This window comes from Streptomyces sp. NPDC046349 (genome assembly GCF_055587885.1).
The window spans coordinates 137,376-153,805 of the sequence record NZ_JBVJFK010000006.1 but is presented as its reverse complement, the minus strand read 5'-3'; the positions used below and the strand labels follow the sequence as shown (position 1 = coordinate 153,805).

At 73.3% G+C, this 16,430-nt stretch carries 16 protein-coding genes; 7 read left to right on the top strand and 9 right to left on the bottom strand.

Features of this window, described 5'->3' with window-relative positions:
• The first annotated feature begins 334 nt into the window (after positions 1-334).
• The gene (locus ACZ6JS_RS16035; RefSeq protein ID WP_469298345.1) at positions 335-1,069 is read left to right on the top strand and encodes a pyridoxine/pyridoxamine 5'-phosphate oxidase; all 735 of its coding nucleotides are present in this window, start codon (positions 335-337) and stop codon (positions 1,067-1,069) included.
• On the opposite strand, the gene ACZ6JS_RS16030 is transcribed toward ACZ6JS_RS16035, so the two are convergent.
• Positions 1,018-1,470, bottom strand: a complete 453-nt coding sequence (locus tag ACZ6JS_RS16030) for a Zn-ribbon domain-containing OB-fold protein (RefSeq protein ID WP_469298776.1) — start codon at positions 1,468-1,470, stop codon at positions 1,018-1,020. The genes ACZ6JS_RS16035 and ACZ6JS_RS16030 overlap by 52 nt on opposite strands.
• Before the next feature lie 80 nt (positions 1,471-1,550).
• Positions 1,551-2,003 carry a DoxX family protein gene (locus tag ACZ6JS_RS16025; RefSeq protein ID WP_469298343.1) on the bottom strand — a complete coding sequence of 151 codons (453 nt, stop codon included), beginning with the start codon at positions 2,001-2,003 and terminating at the stop codon, positions 1,551-1,553.
• 246 nt (positions 2,004-2,249) lie between these two features.
• Between ACZ6JS_RS16025 and ACZ6JS_RS16020 the strand changes: the two genes are divergently transcribed.
• On the top strand, positions 2,250-3,398 hold the full coding sequence (locus ACZ6JS_RS16020; RefSeq protein ID WP_469298341.1) for a flavin-containing monooxygenase: 1,149 nt from the start codon (positions 2,250-2,252) through the stop codon (positions 3,396-3,398).
• A gap of 45 nt (positions 3,399-3,443) precedes the next feature.
• Here ACZ6JS_RS16020 and ACZ6JS_RS16015 read toward each other — a convergent pair whose 3' ends face one another.
• A complete protein-coding gene (locus tag ACZ6JS_RS16015) occupies positions 3,444-3,929 on the bottom strand; it encodes a hypothetical protein (RefSeq protein WP_469298340.1) in 486 nt (161 codons plus the stop codon).
• Positions 3,930-4,237: 308 nt separating this feature from the next.
• On the opposite strand from ACZ6JS_RS16015, the gene ACZ6JS_RS16010 reads away from it, so the two are divergent.
• Both ACZ6JS_RS16010 and ACZ6JS_RS16005 read left to right on the top strand, forming a co-directional pair.
• Positions 4,238-6,472, top strand: coding sequence for an acetate--CoA ligase family protein (locus ACZ6JS_RS16010; protein ID WP_469298338.1), 2,235 nt, complete (start codon positions 4,238-4,240; stop codon positions 6,470-6,472).
• 171 nt (positions 6,473-6,643) lie between these two features.
• Positions 6,644-7,444 (top strand): enoyl-CoA hydratase/isomerase family protein, encoded by an 801-nt coding sequence (locus ACZ6JS_RS16005; RefSeq protein WP_469298336.1) that lies wholly within the window; start codon positions 6,644-6,646, stop codon positions 7,442-7,444.
• A 27-nt stretch (positions 7,445-7,471) separates the two neighbouring features.
• On the opposite strand, the gene ACZ6JS_RS16000 is transcribed toward ACZ6JS_RS16005, so the two are convergent.
• Positions 7,472-8,272: a VOC family protein gene (locus tag ACZ6JS_RS16000; RefSeq protein WP_469298334.1), complete on the bottom strand. Its 801-nt coding sequence runs from the start codon at positions 8,270-8,272 to the stop codon at positions 7,472-7,474.
• A 353-nt stretch (positions 8,273-8,625) separates the two neighbouring features.
• On the opposite strand from ACZ6JS_RS16000, the gene ACZ6JS_RS15995 reads away from it, so the two are divergent.
• Complete coding sequence (locus tag ACZ6JS_RS15995) at positions 8,626-9,276, top strand: flavin reductase family protein (RefSeq protein ID WP_469298775.1); 651 nt, start codon at positions 8,626-8,628, stop codon at positions 9,274-9,276.
• A 73-nt stretch (positions 9,277-9,349) separates the two neighbouring features.
• Here the strand turns inward: ACZ6JS_RS15995 and ACZ6JS_RS15990 are convergent, their stop codons facing one another.
• Genes ACZ6JS_RS15990 through ACZ6JS_RS15980 form a run of 3 tightly spaced genes read right to left on the bottom strand, consistent with a single transcriptional unit; the run spans position 9,350 to position 12,545 of the window.
• On the bottom strand, positions 9,350-10,417 hold the full coding sequence (locus ACZ6JS_RS15990; RefSeq protein WP_469298332.1) for a Zn-dependent alcohol dehydrogenase: 1,068 nt from the start codon (positions 10,415-10,417) through the stop codon (positions 9,350-9,352).
• A complete protein-coding gene (locus tag ACZ6JS_RS15985) occupies positions 10,414-11,613 on the bottom strand; it encodes an acyl-CoA dehydrogenase family protein (protein WP_469298330.1) in 1,200 nt (399 codons plus the stop codon). The genes ACZ6JS_RS15990 and ACZ6JS_RS15985 overlap by 4 nt, the downstream gene beginning before the upstream one ends.
• 11 nt (positions 11,614-11,624) lie before the next feature.
• Positions 11,625-12,545: an SDR family oxidoreductase gene (locus ACZ6JS_RS15980; protein ID WP_469298328.1), complete on the bottom strand. Its 921-nt coding sequence runs from the start codon at positions 12,543-12,545 to the stop codon at positions 11,625-11,627.
• 106 nt (positions 12,546-12,651) lie between these two features.
• On the opposite strand from ACZ6JS_RS15980, the gene ACZ6JS_RS15975 reads away from it, so the two are divergent.
• Positions 12,652-13,578: a cyclase family protein gene (locus tag ACZ6JS_RS15975; RefSeq protein WP_469298327.1), complete on the top strand. Its 927-nt coding sequence runs from the start codon at positions 12,652-12,654 to the stop codon at positions 13,576-13,578.
• A gap of 141 nt (positions 13,579-13,719) precedes the next feature.
• Positions 13,720-14,439 carry a hypothetical protein gene (locus ACZ6JS_RS15970; RefSeq protein ID WP_469298325.1) on the top strand — a complete coding sequence of 240 codons (720 nt, stop codon included), beginning with the start codon at positions 13,720-13,722 and terminating at the stop codon, positions 14,437-14,439.
• 220 nt (positions 14,440-14,659) lie between these two features.
• On the opposite strand, the gene ACZ6JS_RS15965 is transcribed toward ACZ6JS_RS15970, so the two are convergent.
• Together ACZ6JS_RS15965 and ACZ6JS_RS15960 are read right to left on the bottom strand one after the other, a co-directional pair.
• Positions 14,660-15,151 carry an ATP-binding protein gene (locus ACZ6JS_RS15965; RefSeq protein WP_469298323.1) on the bottom strand — a complete coding sequence of 164 codons (492 nt, stop codon included), beginning with the start codon at positions 15,149-15,151 and terminating at the stop codon, positions 14,660-14,662.
• A 341-nt stretch (positions 15,152-15,492) separates the two neighbouring features.
• Positions 15,493-16,425 (bottom strand): acyl-CoA dehydrogenase family protein, encoded by a 933-nt coding sequence (locus tag ACZ6JS_RS15960; RefSeq protein WP_469298321.1) that lies wholly within the window; start codon positions 16,423-16,425, stop codon positions 15,493-15,495.
• Positions 16,426-16,430 lie beyond the last annotated feature (5 nt).

Genomic DNA, 16,430 nt, shown 5'->3' with positions numbered 1-16,430 from the left:
CCGGAGCGGCGCAGCCGCCGCGGCGGCGGTACCGGTCCCCCGATCGCGGACCTGCACCTGCTGGGGGCCGTCCTCCTGCACGGTGGGAGACCGGGCCGCCGCCACCGGCCTGGACCGTAGCGGTGACGCCGGGGCCGTACGGACGGTCGTGGGGGGCCGGTACGGCAAGCTTCCCGAGGGGGCTCGTTGCCGGGACCGGCATGTTCGAGCCGTCCCGGCCGGTGGCGGACGGGGCGGCGGCTCCCGTCGGCTCGCCGCCGGCCTTCCGACCCCGCCGCCGAGTGACCCCGCCGCCCCGCCGCCCAGCCGCCCGGTCGCGCATAGCCTGGGCGCCATGAGCAGCGAATTCAGCGACGAGGTCAGTGACGGGTCCGCCGGTGAATCCGGCGGACGGACCGATGACGGGGTCGGCAGTGAGGAGTTCCGTTCGGTGCTGCACGCTCTGCGCGTGTGGGACTCGCCGCTGCCCGGGTTCGACACGGGGGCGGCGCCCGCCGAGCCGGTGGCGCTGTTCCGGGAGTGGTTCGTGCACGCGGCCCGGGCCGGGCAGCCGGAGCCGCACACGATGAGCCTGGCCACGGTGGACGGCGACGGGCGGCCCGACGTACGGACTCTGATGCTGCACGACGTCGACGCGCGGGGCTGGCACTTCGCCTCGCACGCCACGAGCGCCAAGGGCGTGCAGCTGGCGGCGCGGCCGGAGGCGGCGCTCGGGTTCTACTGGCCGTCGGTTGCCCGGCAGGTCCGGGTCCGGGGCGCGGTCACCGCGTGCGGCCCGGAGGAGAGCCGGGCGGACTTGGCGGTCCGTTCGCGCGGTGCGCTGGCGGCCGCGCTCACGGGCAGGCAGAGCGAGGTGCTGGGCTCCGTGGAAGAGCTGGGGCGGGCTTCGGCTGCCGCCTGGGAGCGGGCCGGATCGGAGCCGGACGCGCCGGCTCCGACCTGGACGCGGTACGTACTGGCTCCCGCCGAGGTGGAGTTCTTCCAGGGGGACGCCGCCCGTCGGCACACCCGATTGCGCTACCGGCGCGCCGTCGGCGGCTCCTGGGTGCGCGAGCTGCTCTGGCCCTGATCGGGCCGGAAGAGTGCCACCCACACGCCGTCGGCCCGCTCGCGGAAGGTGGCCGTCAGGGGCATGCCGATGCGCAGGTCGGCCGCCTCGCATTCGACCACCTCGGTCATCATCCGCGGGCCCTCGACCAGGTCGACGACGGCGGCCGTGTAGGGGACGCGCGTGCCGAACGGCGGGAGGTCGTTGCGGTGGATCACCGACCACGTGTAGAGGCTGGCCAGGCCGCTCGCGGCCTCCCAGGTCACCCGGTCCTCGCCGGCCCAGCAGTGCGGGCAGAACTCGCGCGGGTAGTGGTGTGCGCGGCCGCAGTCGCCGCACCGTCGCAGCAGGAGCCGGCCCTGCGCCGCCGCGTCCCAGTAGGGGCGGGTGAAGTCGTCCGTCTCGGGGAGGTCGTGGCGCACCGTGCCGCCGGGGCCGCCCGTGCCGCCCGTGCCGCCGGGGCCGCCCGTGCCATCCGTGCCGCCGGGGCCGCCGGGGCCGCTCACAGGAACAGTCCGATCGCCGCGTCGAGGGACCAGGTCTGCCAGGACATGGCGAGCAGCGCGACGAGTGAGATGAGCGCCATCATCGCGTTCTGCCCCTGCTCCGCCCAGTCGTGGATCATCAGCACGAGGTAGAGGAGGTTCAGCAGGAGTCCGCCGATCAGGGCGACCGGGGTCAGGAGGCCGAAGACCAGGCCCAGCCCGAGGGCGAGTTCCGCGTAGACGACGATGTACGCAATCAGTCTCGGCCGGGGTGCGACGACCAGCTCGAAACCGCCCTTGACGAAGGTCCAGCGGTGCTTGTGCGCGACGTCGGCGGCCCACGCGATGCCGGTGCCGCGGTCGAACCAGCCCTTCTTGTCCTTGTGCCGCCAGCTCTCCAGCCACCACAGGCCGAGGCCTATCCGGAGCACGGCGAGCCATTCGGCCCCGCTGAGCCAGATGGTCTGCATCGGCAGCCCCACCTCTCCTCACCCTTGATCTGACGGTACGTCAGTTCAGCGGATCCGGGCCGATCCCGCAAGGCCTCGGCCCCGACGGACCGGCTCCGCGGGGACCGGTGGAGCGGAAATCCCCCGCGGTCCCCCACCGCACCCGTGACCGATCCGCAATCGATTCCCTCCTCGTCCGAGACCCATCAACCCAGCGTGGCGATACGATCACACCTCATGCCCGCAGTACCCGCACCATCAGTCGACATGACCACCCAGCCCCGCCCCGTGTACGTCATCGGGGCCGGTCCCGGCGGCCTCGCCGCGGCCGCCGCGCTGCGCTCACGCGGGGTCCGCGCCGTGGTCGTGGAGAAGTCCGACACCGTCGGCGCGTCCTGGCGCAGCCACTACGACCGGCTGCACCTGCACACCACACGTCGGCTGTCCGCCCTCCCGGGCCTGGCGATGCCGCGCCGGTTCGGACGCTGGGTCTCCCGCGACGACGTCGTGCGCTACCTGGAGAAGTACGCCGAGTTCCATGAGCTGGAACTCGTCACCGGCGTCGAGGTGACCCGGATCGAACCCGGCCCCGGGGAAGAGGGCGGCTGGACCCTGCACGCCAGCGGCGGGCGGGTGCTGACCGCCGCGGCCGTAGTCGTGGCCACCGGCTTCAACCACACGCCGAGGCTGCCCGACTGGCCGGGCCGGGAGTCGTACGGCGGCCGGCTGTTGCACGCCGCCGACTACCGCAACCCCGAGCCGTACGCGGGCCAGGACGTCCTCGTCGTCGGCGTCGGCAACACCGGCGCCGAGATAGCCGTCGACCTCGCCACGGGCGGCGCGGCCCGGGTACGGCTCGCCGTGCGCACCGCCCCGCACATCATGCGCCGCTCCACGGCCGGCTGGCCGGCCCAGCGCAGCGGGATCCTCGTCCGGCGGCTGCCGGTACGGCTCGTGGACCGGCTGGGCGCGCTCGTGGCCCGGGCGTCCGTCCCGGACCTGTCGGCGTACGGGCTCCCGCGCCCCGCCACCGGCCTGTACAGCCGGGTCAAGCAGGGGGCGATCCCGGTCCAGGACGTGGGCCTGATCGATGCGGTGCGCTCCGGCACCGTGGAGCCGGTGGCCGCCGTGGAGTCCTTCGACGGGTCGGAGGTGGTCCTCGCCGACGGCTCGCGCATCGCCCCTGACGCGGTGGTCGCCGCCACCGGGTACCACCGGCGCCTGGAGGGGCTGGTCGGCCACCTCGGCGTGCTGGACGAGCGCGGCCGGCCCCGTATGCACGGCGCCCGCACCGCCGCGCAGGCCGACGGCCTGTATTTCACCGGCTTCACCAACCCCATCAGCGGGATGTTCCGGGAGATGGCCCTGGACGCGGAGAAGATCGCCAAGGCGGTGGCCCGGCGAGCGGCCCGCTGACCCCTCGCCCGCCCCTGGCCGGGGGCCGCCGGGACCCGGGACACGTCACAGCAGATGGTCCAGGTCGTAGAGGCGCCGGCGCCACCAGGCTCCCCCGCGGTGCGGCTGCCGGTGCGCGAACGGGTCGGGCACGGTGCGGCGCCACAGCTCCTCGTCCAGTCCCGCCAGCAGGGCCTGCAGTTCCCGGCGCGGCCAGGGCGGAAGCCTGCGCACGACCAGTTCGAGGAGGTCCCGGGCCACGGCGATGTCGTTGCGGAGGTCGCACTGCTCGCAGCCGCAGTAGTCCCGCCGCAGGTACAGCCAGCGGCCCGGAAGGGCGAGGAAGGAACGGCAGGTCGCGAGGGCCGTCGCCGTCGCCCCGGGCCAGAGCCCTTCGTCGTACGGTCGCCGGCACTCCTCGCGGTGGATCGCGGCGACCGTCCGGGAGGAAAGCCGGTCGATCCGGGTGGGCCACGGCCTGGAAGGCCGGTGGAACCCACAGTGCCCGGCACTCGTGTACGCGGTTCGCGGCAGGGCCAGTCGTGTGCGCACCGCGCTCGGGCGCCTACGCGGCACGGGCCTTTCGGACAGCAGTCATGTGGCCGATGATCACACCGCGACGGGCGAACGTCCAGAGCCGCGGGCGACGAGCACGCCGGCCCCGTACCGCGGACGGGGTGATCTCGGCCGGAAGTGCACTCTGGACCCGCTCCTCGGGAATCTGTCACCGTTCACCACATCACCTCCACCAGCTTTCCTGCGCAGCCCTGTTCCTGACGCCACGTCAGTTCAGTAATCTGACTACACGTCAGTTATCGGGTTGTTCCATCGAGGTTCATCGAGCAGGAGCGGGCGGAACGATGCTTGGATCTACTCACGGCACCCTCACCACCGACTTCCGCGCACGGGTCGAGGCCTGCGGGGAGACCCCCAGGACGGCCGTCCATTCGTCGGCGGCGCCCTCCGCCGACGACGCGATCCCCGTGGACGTCAGCGGACGGCCGCTGCACACCGATGTGCCCGACCTGGACCGGTTCTTCCGGCCCGAGTCCGTGGCGGTCATCGGCGCCTCCGACGCCGAGGGCAGACCCAACACCGGCATCACCCGCCAGCTCATCGCCTGGGCGGACCGCGTCGGCGCCCGGATCCACCCCGTGCACCCCACCCGCCCCACCGTCTTCGGACTGGCCTGCCACGCCTCCGTCGCCGACCTGCCCGAACAGGTGGACCTCGCCGTGCTGCTGGTCTCCGACCCGCTGCCCGTCATCGAGGAACTCGCCGACACCAAGGTGAAGTTCGCCGTCGTCTTCGCCTCCGGCTTCGCGGAGACCGGCGGCGCCGGAGCCGCCGCGCAGGAACGCCTCGCCGCCGCGGTCCGGCGCTCCGGGCTGCGCCTGCTGGGCCCCAACACCAACCTCAACGCCTTCGAGGCGTTCCGTGACGACCTCGACGGCCCGGCGATCGCACTGATCACCCAGTCCGGCCACCAGGGTCGGCCGGTCTACACCCTGCAGGAACTGGGCATCCGGCTGTCCCACTGGGCGCCCACCGGCAACGAGGCCGACCTGGAGACGTCCGACTTCATCTCCTACTTCGCCGAGCAGCCCGAGGTCGGCGCCATCGCCTGCTACGTGGAGGGCCTCAAGGACGGCCGGTCCTTCCTCCTGGCCGCCGACCGGGCCGCCCGCAACGGCGTCCCCGTCGTCGCCGTCAAGGTCGGCCGCACCGAGACCGGCGCCCGCATGGCCGCCTCCCACACCGGGAAGCTGACCGGCGCCGACACCGTCGTGGACGCCGCCATGCGCCAGTTCGGCGTGATCCGCGTCGACGGCCTGGACGAGCTCCAGGACACGGCCGCCCTTCTCGCGCGGGCCCGCCGGCCCCAGGCCGACGGCGTCGTCGTGTACTCCATCTCCGGTGGCACCGGCGCCCACTTCTCCGATCTGGCCACCGAGGCGGGCCTGCCGCTGCCCACCCTCTCGCCGGCCAAGCAGGACGAACTCCACCAGTGGATCCCGCCGTACCTGAACGTCGCCAACCCCGTCGACAACGGCGGCCACCCCGTCGGCGACTGGCGCGGCCGGAAGATCATCGACGCGATCCTCGCCGACCCGTCGGTGGGGGTCCTCATCTGCCCGATCACCGGCCCCTTCCCCCCGATGAGCGACAGGCTCGCCCAGGACCTCGTGGACGCCGCCGAGCAGACCGACAAGCTGGTCTGCGTGATCTGGGGCTCCCCGGTCGGCACCGAGGACGCCTACCGCACCACCCTCCTCGGCTCCTCCCGCGTGGCCACCTTCCGTACCTTCGGCAACTGCATCACCGCCGTACGCGCCTACCTCGGCCACCACCGCTTCACCGCCCGCTACCGCTCCCCCTTCGAGGACGCACCCCGCACGCCGTCGCCCTCGTACCGCAAGGCCCAGGCCCTCATGCGGCCGGGACAGCAGCTCAGCGAGCACGCCGCGAAGCAACTCCTGCGCGCCTACGGGATACGCGTGCCCCGCGAGCAGCTGGTGACGAGCGCGGCGGCGGCGGTCCGCGCGGCCGGGCTGGTCGGCTACCCGGTGGTGATGAAGGCCTCCGGTCCGCAGCTCGGCCACAAGACCGAGCTCGGCCTGGTGAAGATCGGCCTGACCTCCGCGAGCCAGATCCGCGACGCGTACCGGGAGCTGACCGACATCGCCCGCTACGAGAACGTCCCGCTCGACGGGATCCTGGTCTGCCAGATGGTGGAACGGGGCGTGGAGATGGTCGTCGGGGTCACCCAGGACGACCTCTTCGGCCCGACCGTCACCGTCGGGCTGGGCGGCGTCCTCGTCGAGGTCCTGCACGACGCGGCGGTCCGCGTCCCGCCGTTCGGCGAGGACCAGGCCCGGGCGATGCTCACGGAGCTGCGCGGCCACGCCCTCCTGGAGGGCGTACGGGGCGCGCCGCCGGCCGACGTGGACGCGCTGGTGGAGGTCATCCTGCGAATCCAGCGGATGGCCCTGGAGTTCGGCGGGGAACTCGCCGAGCTGGACATCAACCCCCTGATGGTCCTCCCCCGAGGCCAGGGCGCGGTCGCCCTGGACGCCCTCGCCGTCTGCCGTTGACCCGGGGCGCCGCCTCCTCGGCCGCCGGGCCCGCCCGGTCCCGGTCCCGAACGCCGGACGCGCCGGAGATCCCCGGCCGGCCGGCGTCCGAGGCGCGGGGGTGCGGGGGGCAGCGCCCCCGCACCCGCGCGCCGCACCCCGCACCAGACCGCCCCCGACGGGAGTACCCGCATGACACGCGCCCCCGAGGACGACGTCCTCCATCGCACCGAGAACAACGTCTCCTGGATCACCCTCAACCGCCCCGAGGCGATGAACGCCGTCACGTGGGCCCAGCGCGAACGTGTCATCGCGCTGTGCGCCGAGGCCTCCGCCGACCCCGCCGTCCGGGCGGTGGTCCTGACCGCCACCGGCAAGGGCTTCTGCGCGGGCGCCGATCTGCGGGGCGCCCCCGCCGCCGGCGACCGGGTCGCGGGGGACGTGGCCCGCATGATCCGCCTCGGCGCCCAGCGCCTGATCACCGCGGTGCTCGACTGCGAGAAGCCGGTCGTCGCCGCCGTCAACGGCACGGCCGCCGGCATCGGTGCGCACCTGGCCCTCGCCTGCGATCTGGTGATCGCCGCCGAAGGGGCCCGTTTCATCGAGGTGTTCGTGCGCCGCGGCCTGGTGCCGGACGGGGGCGGCGCGTACCTGCTGCCCCGCCTGGTCGGCCCGCAGAAGGCCAAGGAGCTGATGTTCTTCGGCGACGCCGTCCCGGCGGCCGAGGCCGAGCGGCTCGGCCTGGTCAACAGGGTGGTTCGGGCCGAGGATCTCCAGGCGACCGCGCGGGAGTGGGCCGAGCGGCTCGCCCAGGGCCCGACCCGGGCCCTCGCCCTGACGAAACAGCTGGTCAACGCTTCCCTGGACGGCGACCGGGCGGCCGCGCTGGCCGCCGAGGCCACCGCCCAGGAGATCAACATGACCACGGCCGACGCGAACGAGGGCGTGGCGAGCTTCGTGGAACGGCGCACTCCCAAGTACCTGGGCCGCTGAGCGGCGCCGGGGTCTCCCGCCTTCGGCCTACATCTGCGGGGCGGGCTTCAGCAGGGCGAACACCGCGCCGAAGGGGTCCGCCAGCCAGCCGATCCGCCCGACGTCCGGCACGTCGGCGGCCGGCATGAGGACGGTCCCGCCGTTCTCCTCGGCCCTGGCGATGGTGGCGTCGACGTCGCCGACGTGGAAGTAGGGCACCCAGCGCGCGTCCCCGTCCCCGTCCTCGCTGCCGGCCGCGCCTTCGCCGAGCGGTGCGACGCCGCCGAAGGAGGCGTCCTCCTGGTCGCCGTCGGCGGTGCTCAGGACCCGGTACGTCATCCCGGGCACCTGCATCTCGGCGTGCCGCCAACCGAACAGCCCGGCGTAGAAGGCGATGTCGGCGACCGGGTCGGGGACGTGGAGTTCCGCCCAGACCAGCGTGTTCTCGGCGGAGGCGATCCCGAACCCGGCGGTGTTCCCGGGCTGCCAGCAGGCGAACTCGGCGCCCTGCGGGTCGGTGAACTGCGCCAGCCACCCCTCCCCCATGACGTCCATGGGCTCCATGCGTACCTTCCCGCCGCCGGCCCGGACGGCCTCGGCGGTGGCCTGGATGTCGGGGGTCATGAAGTGGTGCATCCAGGCCGGGCGGGCGCCTTCCTCGGTGAGCGGTCCGAGGGCGGCGACGGTCTTGCCGTCCTGCCGGAAGAAGCCGTATCCGCCGGCCTCGGGTCCGGCGGAGACGAACTCCCAGCCGAAGACGGCCCCGTAGAACGCGGCGGCCGCGCCGGTGTCGGGGCTGCCGAGGTCGAGCCAGTTGGGTGATCCGGTGTGGAAGTCGGTGCCGAGCATGTGCCCTCCGGGGTACGGCGGCTGTAGGGGTCGCAGCCACGATGCCGAGCCTCCTCCCCCACCCGGGCCCGCGGAGCCGCCGGCCGGTCCGGTTTCACCCGTGCGGGTGCGTCGCCGGCGTGCGGGGGCGCAGGAGCCGCGTGTGCCGCTGTCGGGTCGCCGAAGAACCGGAACAGCGCCGGGGTCCTCCGTCCCGGCCATCCTCCCCGGACGCCGTCCCGGCCCTCCCATCGGGAAACGGCCTTGTCCACCCCTGTCCGCCGACGCACCGGTGGCCGGCGGCCCGCCACGCCCGGGTGCCGCCCGCACCGGGCTTCCAATCTGACGTACCGTCAGCTTCAATCGGAGGTGTGATGGGACATGCAGGGATGGCGGCCACCGTCGTCCGATACCTCAGGTCAGTCGGCTCCCCCACCTCCGCCTCGGCGCAGCGGGAAGCCGAGTCCGTCGACGCCCTGCCACGTCCCGATCTGCGGGCTGTCGGCGAGGACGAGCGCGCGCCGGTCGGGCCCGCCGAATTCCGGGCAGTGCTGGGGAACTTCGCCAGCGGTGTCACGGTCATCACCGCGCCGCCCGGCTCGGACGCGGAAGGGGACGGGGCCGGGGCCGGGCCGGCCGGCTTCGCCTGCCAGTCCTTCGCCTCGCTGTCCCTGGACCCTCCCCTGGTCACCTTCATGGTGGCCCGTACGTCGACCACCTGGCCGCGGATCGCCCGCGCCGGGGTGTTCTGCGTCAACATCCTCGGAGCCGAACAGGGCGAGCTGTGCCGGTCCTTCGCCGTCAGCGGCGCCGACAAGTTCGCGGGCGTCGCCCACACCCCGGCCCCCGTCACCGGGTCCCCGCAGCTCGACGCCGTGCCCGCATGGATCGACTGCCGGATCCACGCCGTCCACACGGGTGGCGACCACCTCATCGTCGTGGGCCGGGTCGTGGCCATGGGCGCGGCCGGGGAGGGCGATCCGCTCCTCTTCCACAAGGGCCGCTTCGGCCGCCTCGCCGACTGACGGGCACCGGCGGCAGAACGCCGACTGCCGGTCCGTCCCGGAGGGCGGACCGGCAGCCACCGCGACCGGCGGTTCAGAAGGTGAGCACTCCGCGCGCCACCCGCCCGTGGTGGGCGTCGTCGACGGCCTTGGCGAAGTCCTCGACCGGGTACACCTCCGTCACCAACTCGTCCAGCAGCAGCCGGCCCTGCCGGTAGAGCTCCGCGTACAGGGCGATGTCGCGCTGGGGGCGCGAGGACCCGTACCGGCAGCCCATGATCGCCTTGTCGAGGTACATGGACGAGACGAGGAAGGACGCCTCCTCCTTGAAGCCGGGCACTCCGAGCAGCACCGCCTGACCGTGCCGGTCGAGGAGGTCGACGGCCTGCCGGATCAGTTTGACGTTGCCCACGCACTCGAAGGCGTGGTCGGCACCGGTCGGCAGGATCTCGCGGACCGCCGCCGAGGAGTCGGCGGCCGCGGACGCGTCGATGAAGTGCGTCGCCCCGAACTGCCGCGACACCGCCTCCTTCGCCGGGTTCGCGTCCACCGCCACGATCGTCGCGGCCCCGGCGATCCGGGCGCCCTGGAGCACGTTGAGCCCGATGCCTCCGGTGCCGATGACGACGACCGTCTCCCCGTGGCCGACACGGGCCCGGTTCAGGACCGCCCCCACCCCGGTCAGGACGCCGCAGCCGATGAGCGCCGCCGACGTCAGCGGGATGTCGGCCGGGATCTTCACCGCCTGCACGGCCCTGACGATCGTCTTCTCCGCGAAGGCGGAGTTGGAGGCGAACTGGAAGAGGGGACTGCCGCCCCGCGAGAACGGCTGCCCGGGCATCCCGATCGCCTTGCGGCACATCGTCGGACGCCCCCGGTCGCAGTCCGCGCACGCACCGCAGTTGGCCAGCGTGGACAGCGACACGTGGTCGCCGGGCGCCACGTGCGTGACGCCCTCGCCGACGGCCTCCACGACGCCCGCGCCCTCGTGCCCCAACACCACCGGCCGCGGGAACGGGATCGTCCCGTCCATCACCGACAGGTCGCTGTGGCAGAGCCCGGCCGCACCGATCGCGACGAGCACCTCCCCCGGCCCCGGTGCCCGGATCTCCAGGTCGTCGACCACCTGGGCCTGCTTGCCGTCGAACACGACGCCTCTCACCTGGACTCCTTAGGCAGGCCGAGCACGCGCTCGGCGATGATGTTGCGCTGGATCTCGTCCGAACCGCCGTAGATCGTGTCGGCGCGGGTGAACAGGAAGAGGCGCTGCTCCTCGTCGAGTCCGAGCTGGTACGGGAGCTCCGGCGACCACGTGCCCGGCCCGGCCGCGGCCGCCGCTCCCCGGACCTCCACCGCCAGCTCCCCGAGCCTGCGGTGCCAGCCGCCCCACAGCAGCTTGGCCACGCTCGGCGCACCCGGATCGCCCTGCGCACCCAGCGTCCGCAGCGCGTTCCACCGCATGGTGCGCAGCTCGGCCCACTGCCGTACGAGGCGGTCGCGGACCACCGGGTCGGCCTTGCCCGAGGACGCGTACAGGCCGAGGACGCGTTCCAGCTCGGCCGCGAAGCCGATCTGCTGGACCAGGGTGGACACGCCCCGCTCGAGGGCGAGCAGGCCCATGGCCACGGTCCAGCCGCCGCCCTCCGCGCCGACGACCTCCGCGGCCACCGCCCCGTCGAAGAACACCTCGTTGAACTCCGCGGTCCCCGACATCTGGCGGATCGGCCGGACCTCCACCCGGCCGGGCTGGTCCATGCGTACGAGCAGGAAGGACAGGCCGCGGTGGCGCTTCGATCCGGGCTCGGTGCGGGCCAGGACGAAGCACCAGTCGGCCTCTCCGGCCAGGGAGGTCCAGATCTTCTGCCCGGTGACGCGGAAGAGCCCGTCGGAGCCGTCGCGCACGGCCGCGGTACGGATGCCCGCGAGGTCGGAGCCGGCGCCCGGCTCGCTGTAGCCCTGGCACCACAGCTCCTCGCCGCACGCGATGGCCGGCAGGAAGCGGTGCTGCTGCTCCGGGCTGCCGTAGGCGATCAATGTGGGCGCGAGGAGGTTCTCGCCGATGTGGCCGACCCGGCCGGGGGCGCGCACGGCCGCGTACTCCTCGGCCCACACCACCTGCCCGGTCAGCGAGAGCCGCCGCTGCCCGTAGGCGCCTTCCGGCGCGTCCCAGCCCTGGCCGATCCAGCCGCCGCGGCCGAGCTCCCGCTCCCAGTCGCGCCGGGCCTCGACACCCTCGTGCTCGCTGCCCGGGCCGCCGAGGCCGACGGCGTGCTCGTACGGGCCCACGAGGTGCTCCGCCAGCCATGCCCGGGCCTGTGCGCGCAGCTCCTCGTCCTCGGCCCCGAAGCCGAAATCCATGGCGCGCCCCGTCAGGTGTTGGGGCGGTCCTTGGCGGCCGCCGCCTTGGCCATGGCCTCCAGCTGCGCCAGCATCGGCATCGGGTCGGTCCCGACCGTCCCGGGCAGGAAGTCGGCGATCTTCTCCGGGGTCCAGGAGCCCTCGGCGTATCCGGCGCGCAGCTCGCGCGGCTGCGCCCAGACGGCGATCTTCGGGCCGGCGATCGTGTAGACCTGCCCGGTGATGCGTTCGCCGCCGACGGCGACGGCCTTGTCGGAGAGCAGGTAGGTGACCAGGGCAGCGACGTCCTCGGGTTCGCCGATCTCCTTGAGCTCCATGGGCACGTTCGCGGACATGCGGGTGCGGGCGACGGGTGCGACGGCGTTGGCGGTGACGCCGTACTTGGCGAGGCCCAGCGCGGCGGAGCGGACGAGGGAGATGATCCCGCCCTTGGCGGCGCTGTAGTTGGCCTGGGCGACCGAGCCCTGGTGGTTGCCGCTGGTGAAGCCGATCAGGGTGCCCGACCCCTGGCGGCGCATGACGGCGGAGGCGGCGCGGAAGACGGTGAAGGTGCCCTTGAGGTGGGTGGCGACCACCGGGTCCCATTCCTCTTCGGACATGTTGAACAGCATCCGTTCGCGCAGGATGCCGGCCACGCAGACGACCCCGTCGATGCGTCCGTACTGCGCGAGCGCGGTGTCGACGATGCGCCGGCCGCCCGCCATGGTGGAGATGTCGTCGGCGACGGCGACGGCCTCCCCGCCGGCGGCCTGGATCTCCTTCACGACGCCGTCGGCGATCTCGCTGGTGGGTTCCGAGCCCTCGATGCCGACGCCGTAGTCGTTGACGACGACCTTGGCGCCCTCGGCGGCCGCGGCGAGTGCCACGGCCCGTCCGATGCCCCGGCCGGCGCCGGTGACGGCGACGACCCTGCCTGCCAAGAAGTTCCCCACGTCCGGCCCCTTCCCGCGGTTTCTGACGGACCGTTAGATTCTATGGGTAGCCGGATACACGCGCACAAGCCCTCGTTGCCGCATTCACGCAAGGAGCTGTCGACGCATGACCCTGCCCGCCGAGTTCCACGACATCGCCAAGCGCGTCAACAACTGGGGGCGCTGGGGCGCCGACGACGAGATCGGCACCCTGAACCTGGTCACCGACGAGGTCGTCCGGGGTGCCGCGGCGGAGATTCGCACGGGCCGCCGCGTCCCCCTGGCGCTGCCCCTCAAGGAGGACGGCGTCCAGGTCGGCATGATCCCCGGCCGGATCAATCCGCTGCACACGATGGTGCAGATCAACCAGGAGCTCTTCGGCCCGGGCACGGTGGCCTGCAGCGACGACGCCGTCAGCATGGGCCTGCAGGCGGGCACCCACTGGGACGCCCTCACCCACGTCTCGCACTCGGGCAGGATCTACAACGGCCGCCCAGCGGGCACCATCACGGCGCACGGCCGGGCCGAATTCAGCGGCATCGACAAGGCCGGCCCCATCGTCTCGCGCGGGGTGCTCCTCGACGTGGCCCGCGCCAAGGGCCTCGACCGGCTGCCGGGCGGCCACGCGGTGACACCGGCGGACCTGGCGGAGGCCGAGGAGTTCGGCCGGGTCACGGTCCGTCGCGGCGACATCGTCCTGGTCCGCACCGGCCAGATCCAGGTCTACCTGGCGGGCGACAGGCACGGCTACGGCTTCCCCTCCCCCGGGCTGTCCGTCCGTACGCCGGAGTGGTTCCACGCGCGGGACGTGGCCGCCGTCGCGAACGACACCCTGACCTTCGAGATCTTCCCGCCGGAGATCGAGAACCTGTGGCTGCCCGTCCACGCCCTCGACCTGGTGGAGATGGGCATGCACCAGGGCCAGAACTGGGACCTCGAAAAACTGTCCACAGCCTGTGCAGAAGAAGACCGGTACGCCTTCCTCCTGTCCGCCATGCCCGAGCCCTTCGTGGGCGGCACCGGCACCCCCGTGGCTCCGGTGGCCATCCTCTGAGACGCCACCGCGCAGGCGGCGGGGGCGGCGGCACCCCGGCGGCCCGGGCCCCGCACGGGGTGGAACCATGTTGTGTCCATGACGCGTCACCGTTCTCGCGTCACCCCCCGCTCCTCACCACCCTCAGCACAGGAGAAGCGCATGTCCAACCCGTACCAGGCGTCCCCGCCCCCGCCACCGCCGCCCTTCACCCCGGGAACCCCGCCGCGGCGCGGCAACAACAAGTTCGTCACCTTCCTGGTCGTCGCCCTGGTCGTCGTCGGCGCCTACGGCGCCTCCAAGGTGCTGGGCGAGGACAAGGGCAAGACGTCCACCTCCACCTCCACCTCCGCGACGCCGTCGGCCAAGCCCACGGCCAAGGACCCCGGCTCCCCCGAGTCCTCCTCCGACACCTCCAGCGCCTGGAAGGTCGGCGACTGCGGCGGGCCCGACCCCTCCAAGGGCGCCGAAGCGTACAAGCGGACGGGCTGCTCCGACTCCGGGGCCTCCTTCAAGGCCATCGACATCAAGGAGGCCAGCATCCTGCCGGGCTCCATCCAGTGCCCGGCGGGCACCGACGTGATGATCGAGGTCAGCATCTCCTACAACGGCGGCAAGTCGAGCGGCATCCCCACCAACACCGTCTGCGGCCGCAACCTGTCCAACGACCACCCCGGCGACGCGGGCGCCGGCGGCGGCCAGCTCGTCAAGGGCGACTGCGTGACCTCCCAGGCCAAGGAAGTCCCCTGCGGCGGCTCGGGCGCACTCAAGGTCCTCGGCCTGGTCAAGACGAAGGAAGAGTGCCCCTCGGGCACCACGGACCCGATCCGTCTGACCATCTCGGTGGGCCGTCCCTATGACGTGATCTGCACCGACGGCTGACCTCCGCCCCGGCGCCCGCCGCGCTCCGCCGCCCGACCGCCGGGCCGCGGAGCGCGCCGCGGTGTGCTGCGGGTGGCGGCGGCGCGCATGCACGCCCCGAGCGCGGCACGGCGGCCGCCACCCCGCGACCCGCACTCGTCAAGGCGTGTCCTTGGCGTCCCCTCGCGTCGAATCGCTCCACACCAGGGTGATCAACAGGTGACGAACCGTCAACACCTCGTTAGAGGTACACGCGCGGTTCCCGCAGCGGAGGGTGAACTTCCGACGGACAGCACGAGCCCGCCTCGGCCGAGGCACCGCTCGTCGCGGCGTCCGCCTCCGCCTTCCGCGCCCGGTCGATCTCGCACCAGATCCGCTTGCCCGCACCCTCGCGCTGCCAGCCCCACCGGTCCGCCAGGCCGTCCACCAACTCCAGGCCGCGCCCGCCCGTGTCCTCGCCGCAGGCCTGCCGGCGGGCCGGCGCCCGGTCGCTGGCGTCGGCCACCTCGACCCGCACTCCCGGCCCCCCGAACAGCATGCGCAGCACGGCCGGACAGCCCGTGTGCACGACCGCGTTGGTGACCAGTTCGGAGATCAGCAGGATCAGTGTCTCGGCGAGCGGTTCGTCGTCCCCTATGCCGGACCCCGCCAGCCGCGACCGCGCCCAACGACGGGCCCGGCCGACCTCGGCCGGGTCCGCGCCTACCTCCAGCTGAACCTGAAGCACCTGCACCGCTCACACCATCCGAACCGGCGGACACTTCGCCTCGCGACAGGATGGGATCACCGGCCGTGATCCCCTTGCGTAGCAGCATGGTTCACATACAGTCACCACAACAAGCGCTTCGGGCATATTCCCGCGCGATGAAGTAGGCGTGGTGCATACTGTGCGACGCTCACGCCGCTCAACCGCTCGCATTCGTCGGAGCGTACCGGAGCAGGTCCCCGCATCCTGGCCGTAATGCGGCGGGCGAAGGACACAAACCGATATCAACTCTCCGTAATCGGACATGCGTCCCGCGTCGTTGCCCCCGCACCCTTCCTTACCCTTCCCAGCCGATCCGTCACACGCTGCTACTCCGCCGAACCCAGCAGCTCCGCCGCCAGCAGCTCCTCCGCCTCCGCCGCCGTCCGCCACTGCTCGGCCCGCACCCAGGCCCTCTTCAGGTGCAGGTGCACGTCCGCCTCCCACGTGAAGCCCATCCCGCCGTGCACCTGCAGGCAGTCCCGCGCATTGCGCACGGCGGCCTCGTCCGCCAGCAGCTTCGCCCCCGCCGACTCCCCCGGATCCCCCGTCACCGCCGCCGCGTACACCGCCGTACGGGCCACCTCCGCCCGCACCAGCATCTGCGCGCACAGGTGCTTGACCGCCTGGAACGCCCCGATCGGCTGCCCGAACTGCTCCCGCTCCCCCGCGTACCGCACCGCCAGCTCCACGGTCCGCAGCGCGCTCCCGACCTGGAGCGCGGCCGTCAGCAGCGCCCCCTCCGACACGTAGGCGCAGCCGTACGCCGACCCGTTCGCGCACCCGTCGGCGGCGGCCGGCCGCACCACCCGGTACAGCGGCGTCAGCGGGTCCGCCGCGCGCACCGGCGCTCCGTGCGGAAGCACGTCCGACCCCAGCACCGCGTCCGCCTCCCCCAGGTACGCGACGAGGTCCCCGCGCAGGTCGAAAGCGGTCACGACCGCCGCGCCCGCCGCAGCCCCCGGCACCATCCCGGCCGCCAGGTGCGTCGCCACCAGCGGCCCCGGCACCAGGGCCCGACCGGCCTCCTCGAAGGCGAGCACCGCCTCCGGCAGCCCCAGCCCGACGCCGCCCTCGGACTCCGGAAGCCGCAGCGCGAAGAAGCCCGCCTCCCCCAGCTCCCGCCACAGCGCTCGGTCCACGGCCGCGCCCGCGCCCGCGTCGACCGCTGCACGCAGCGCCCCGCGCCCGTACCGGGCCTCCAGCAGGCCCCGTACGCCCGACCGCAGGTCCCGCTGGTCCTGCGTCGGCTGGAAGTCCATGCCCC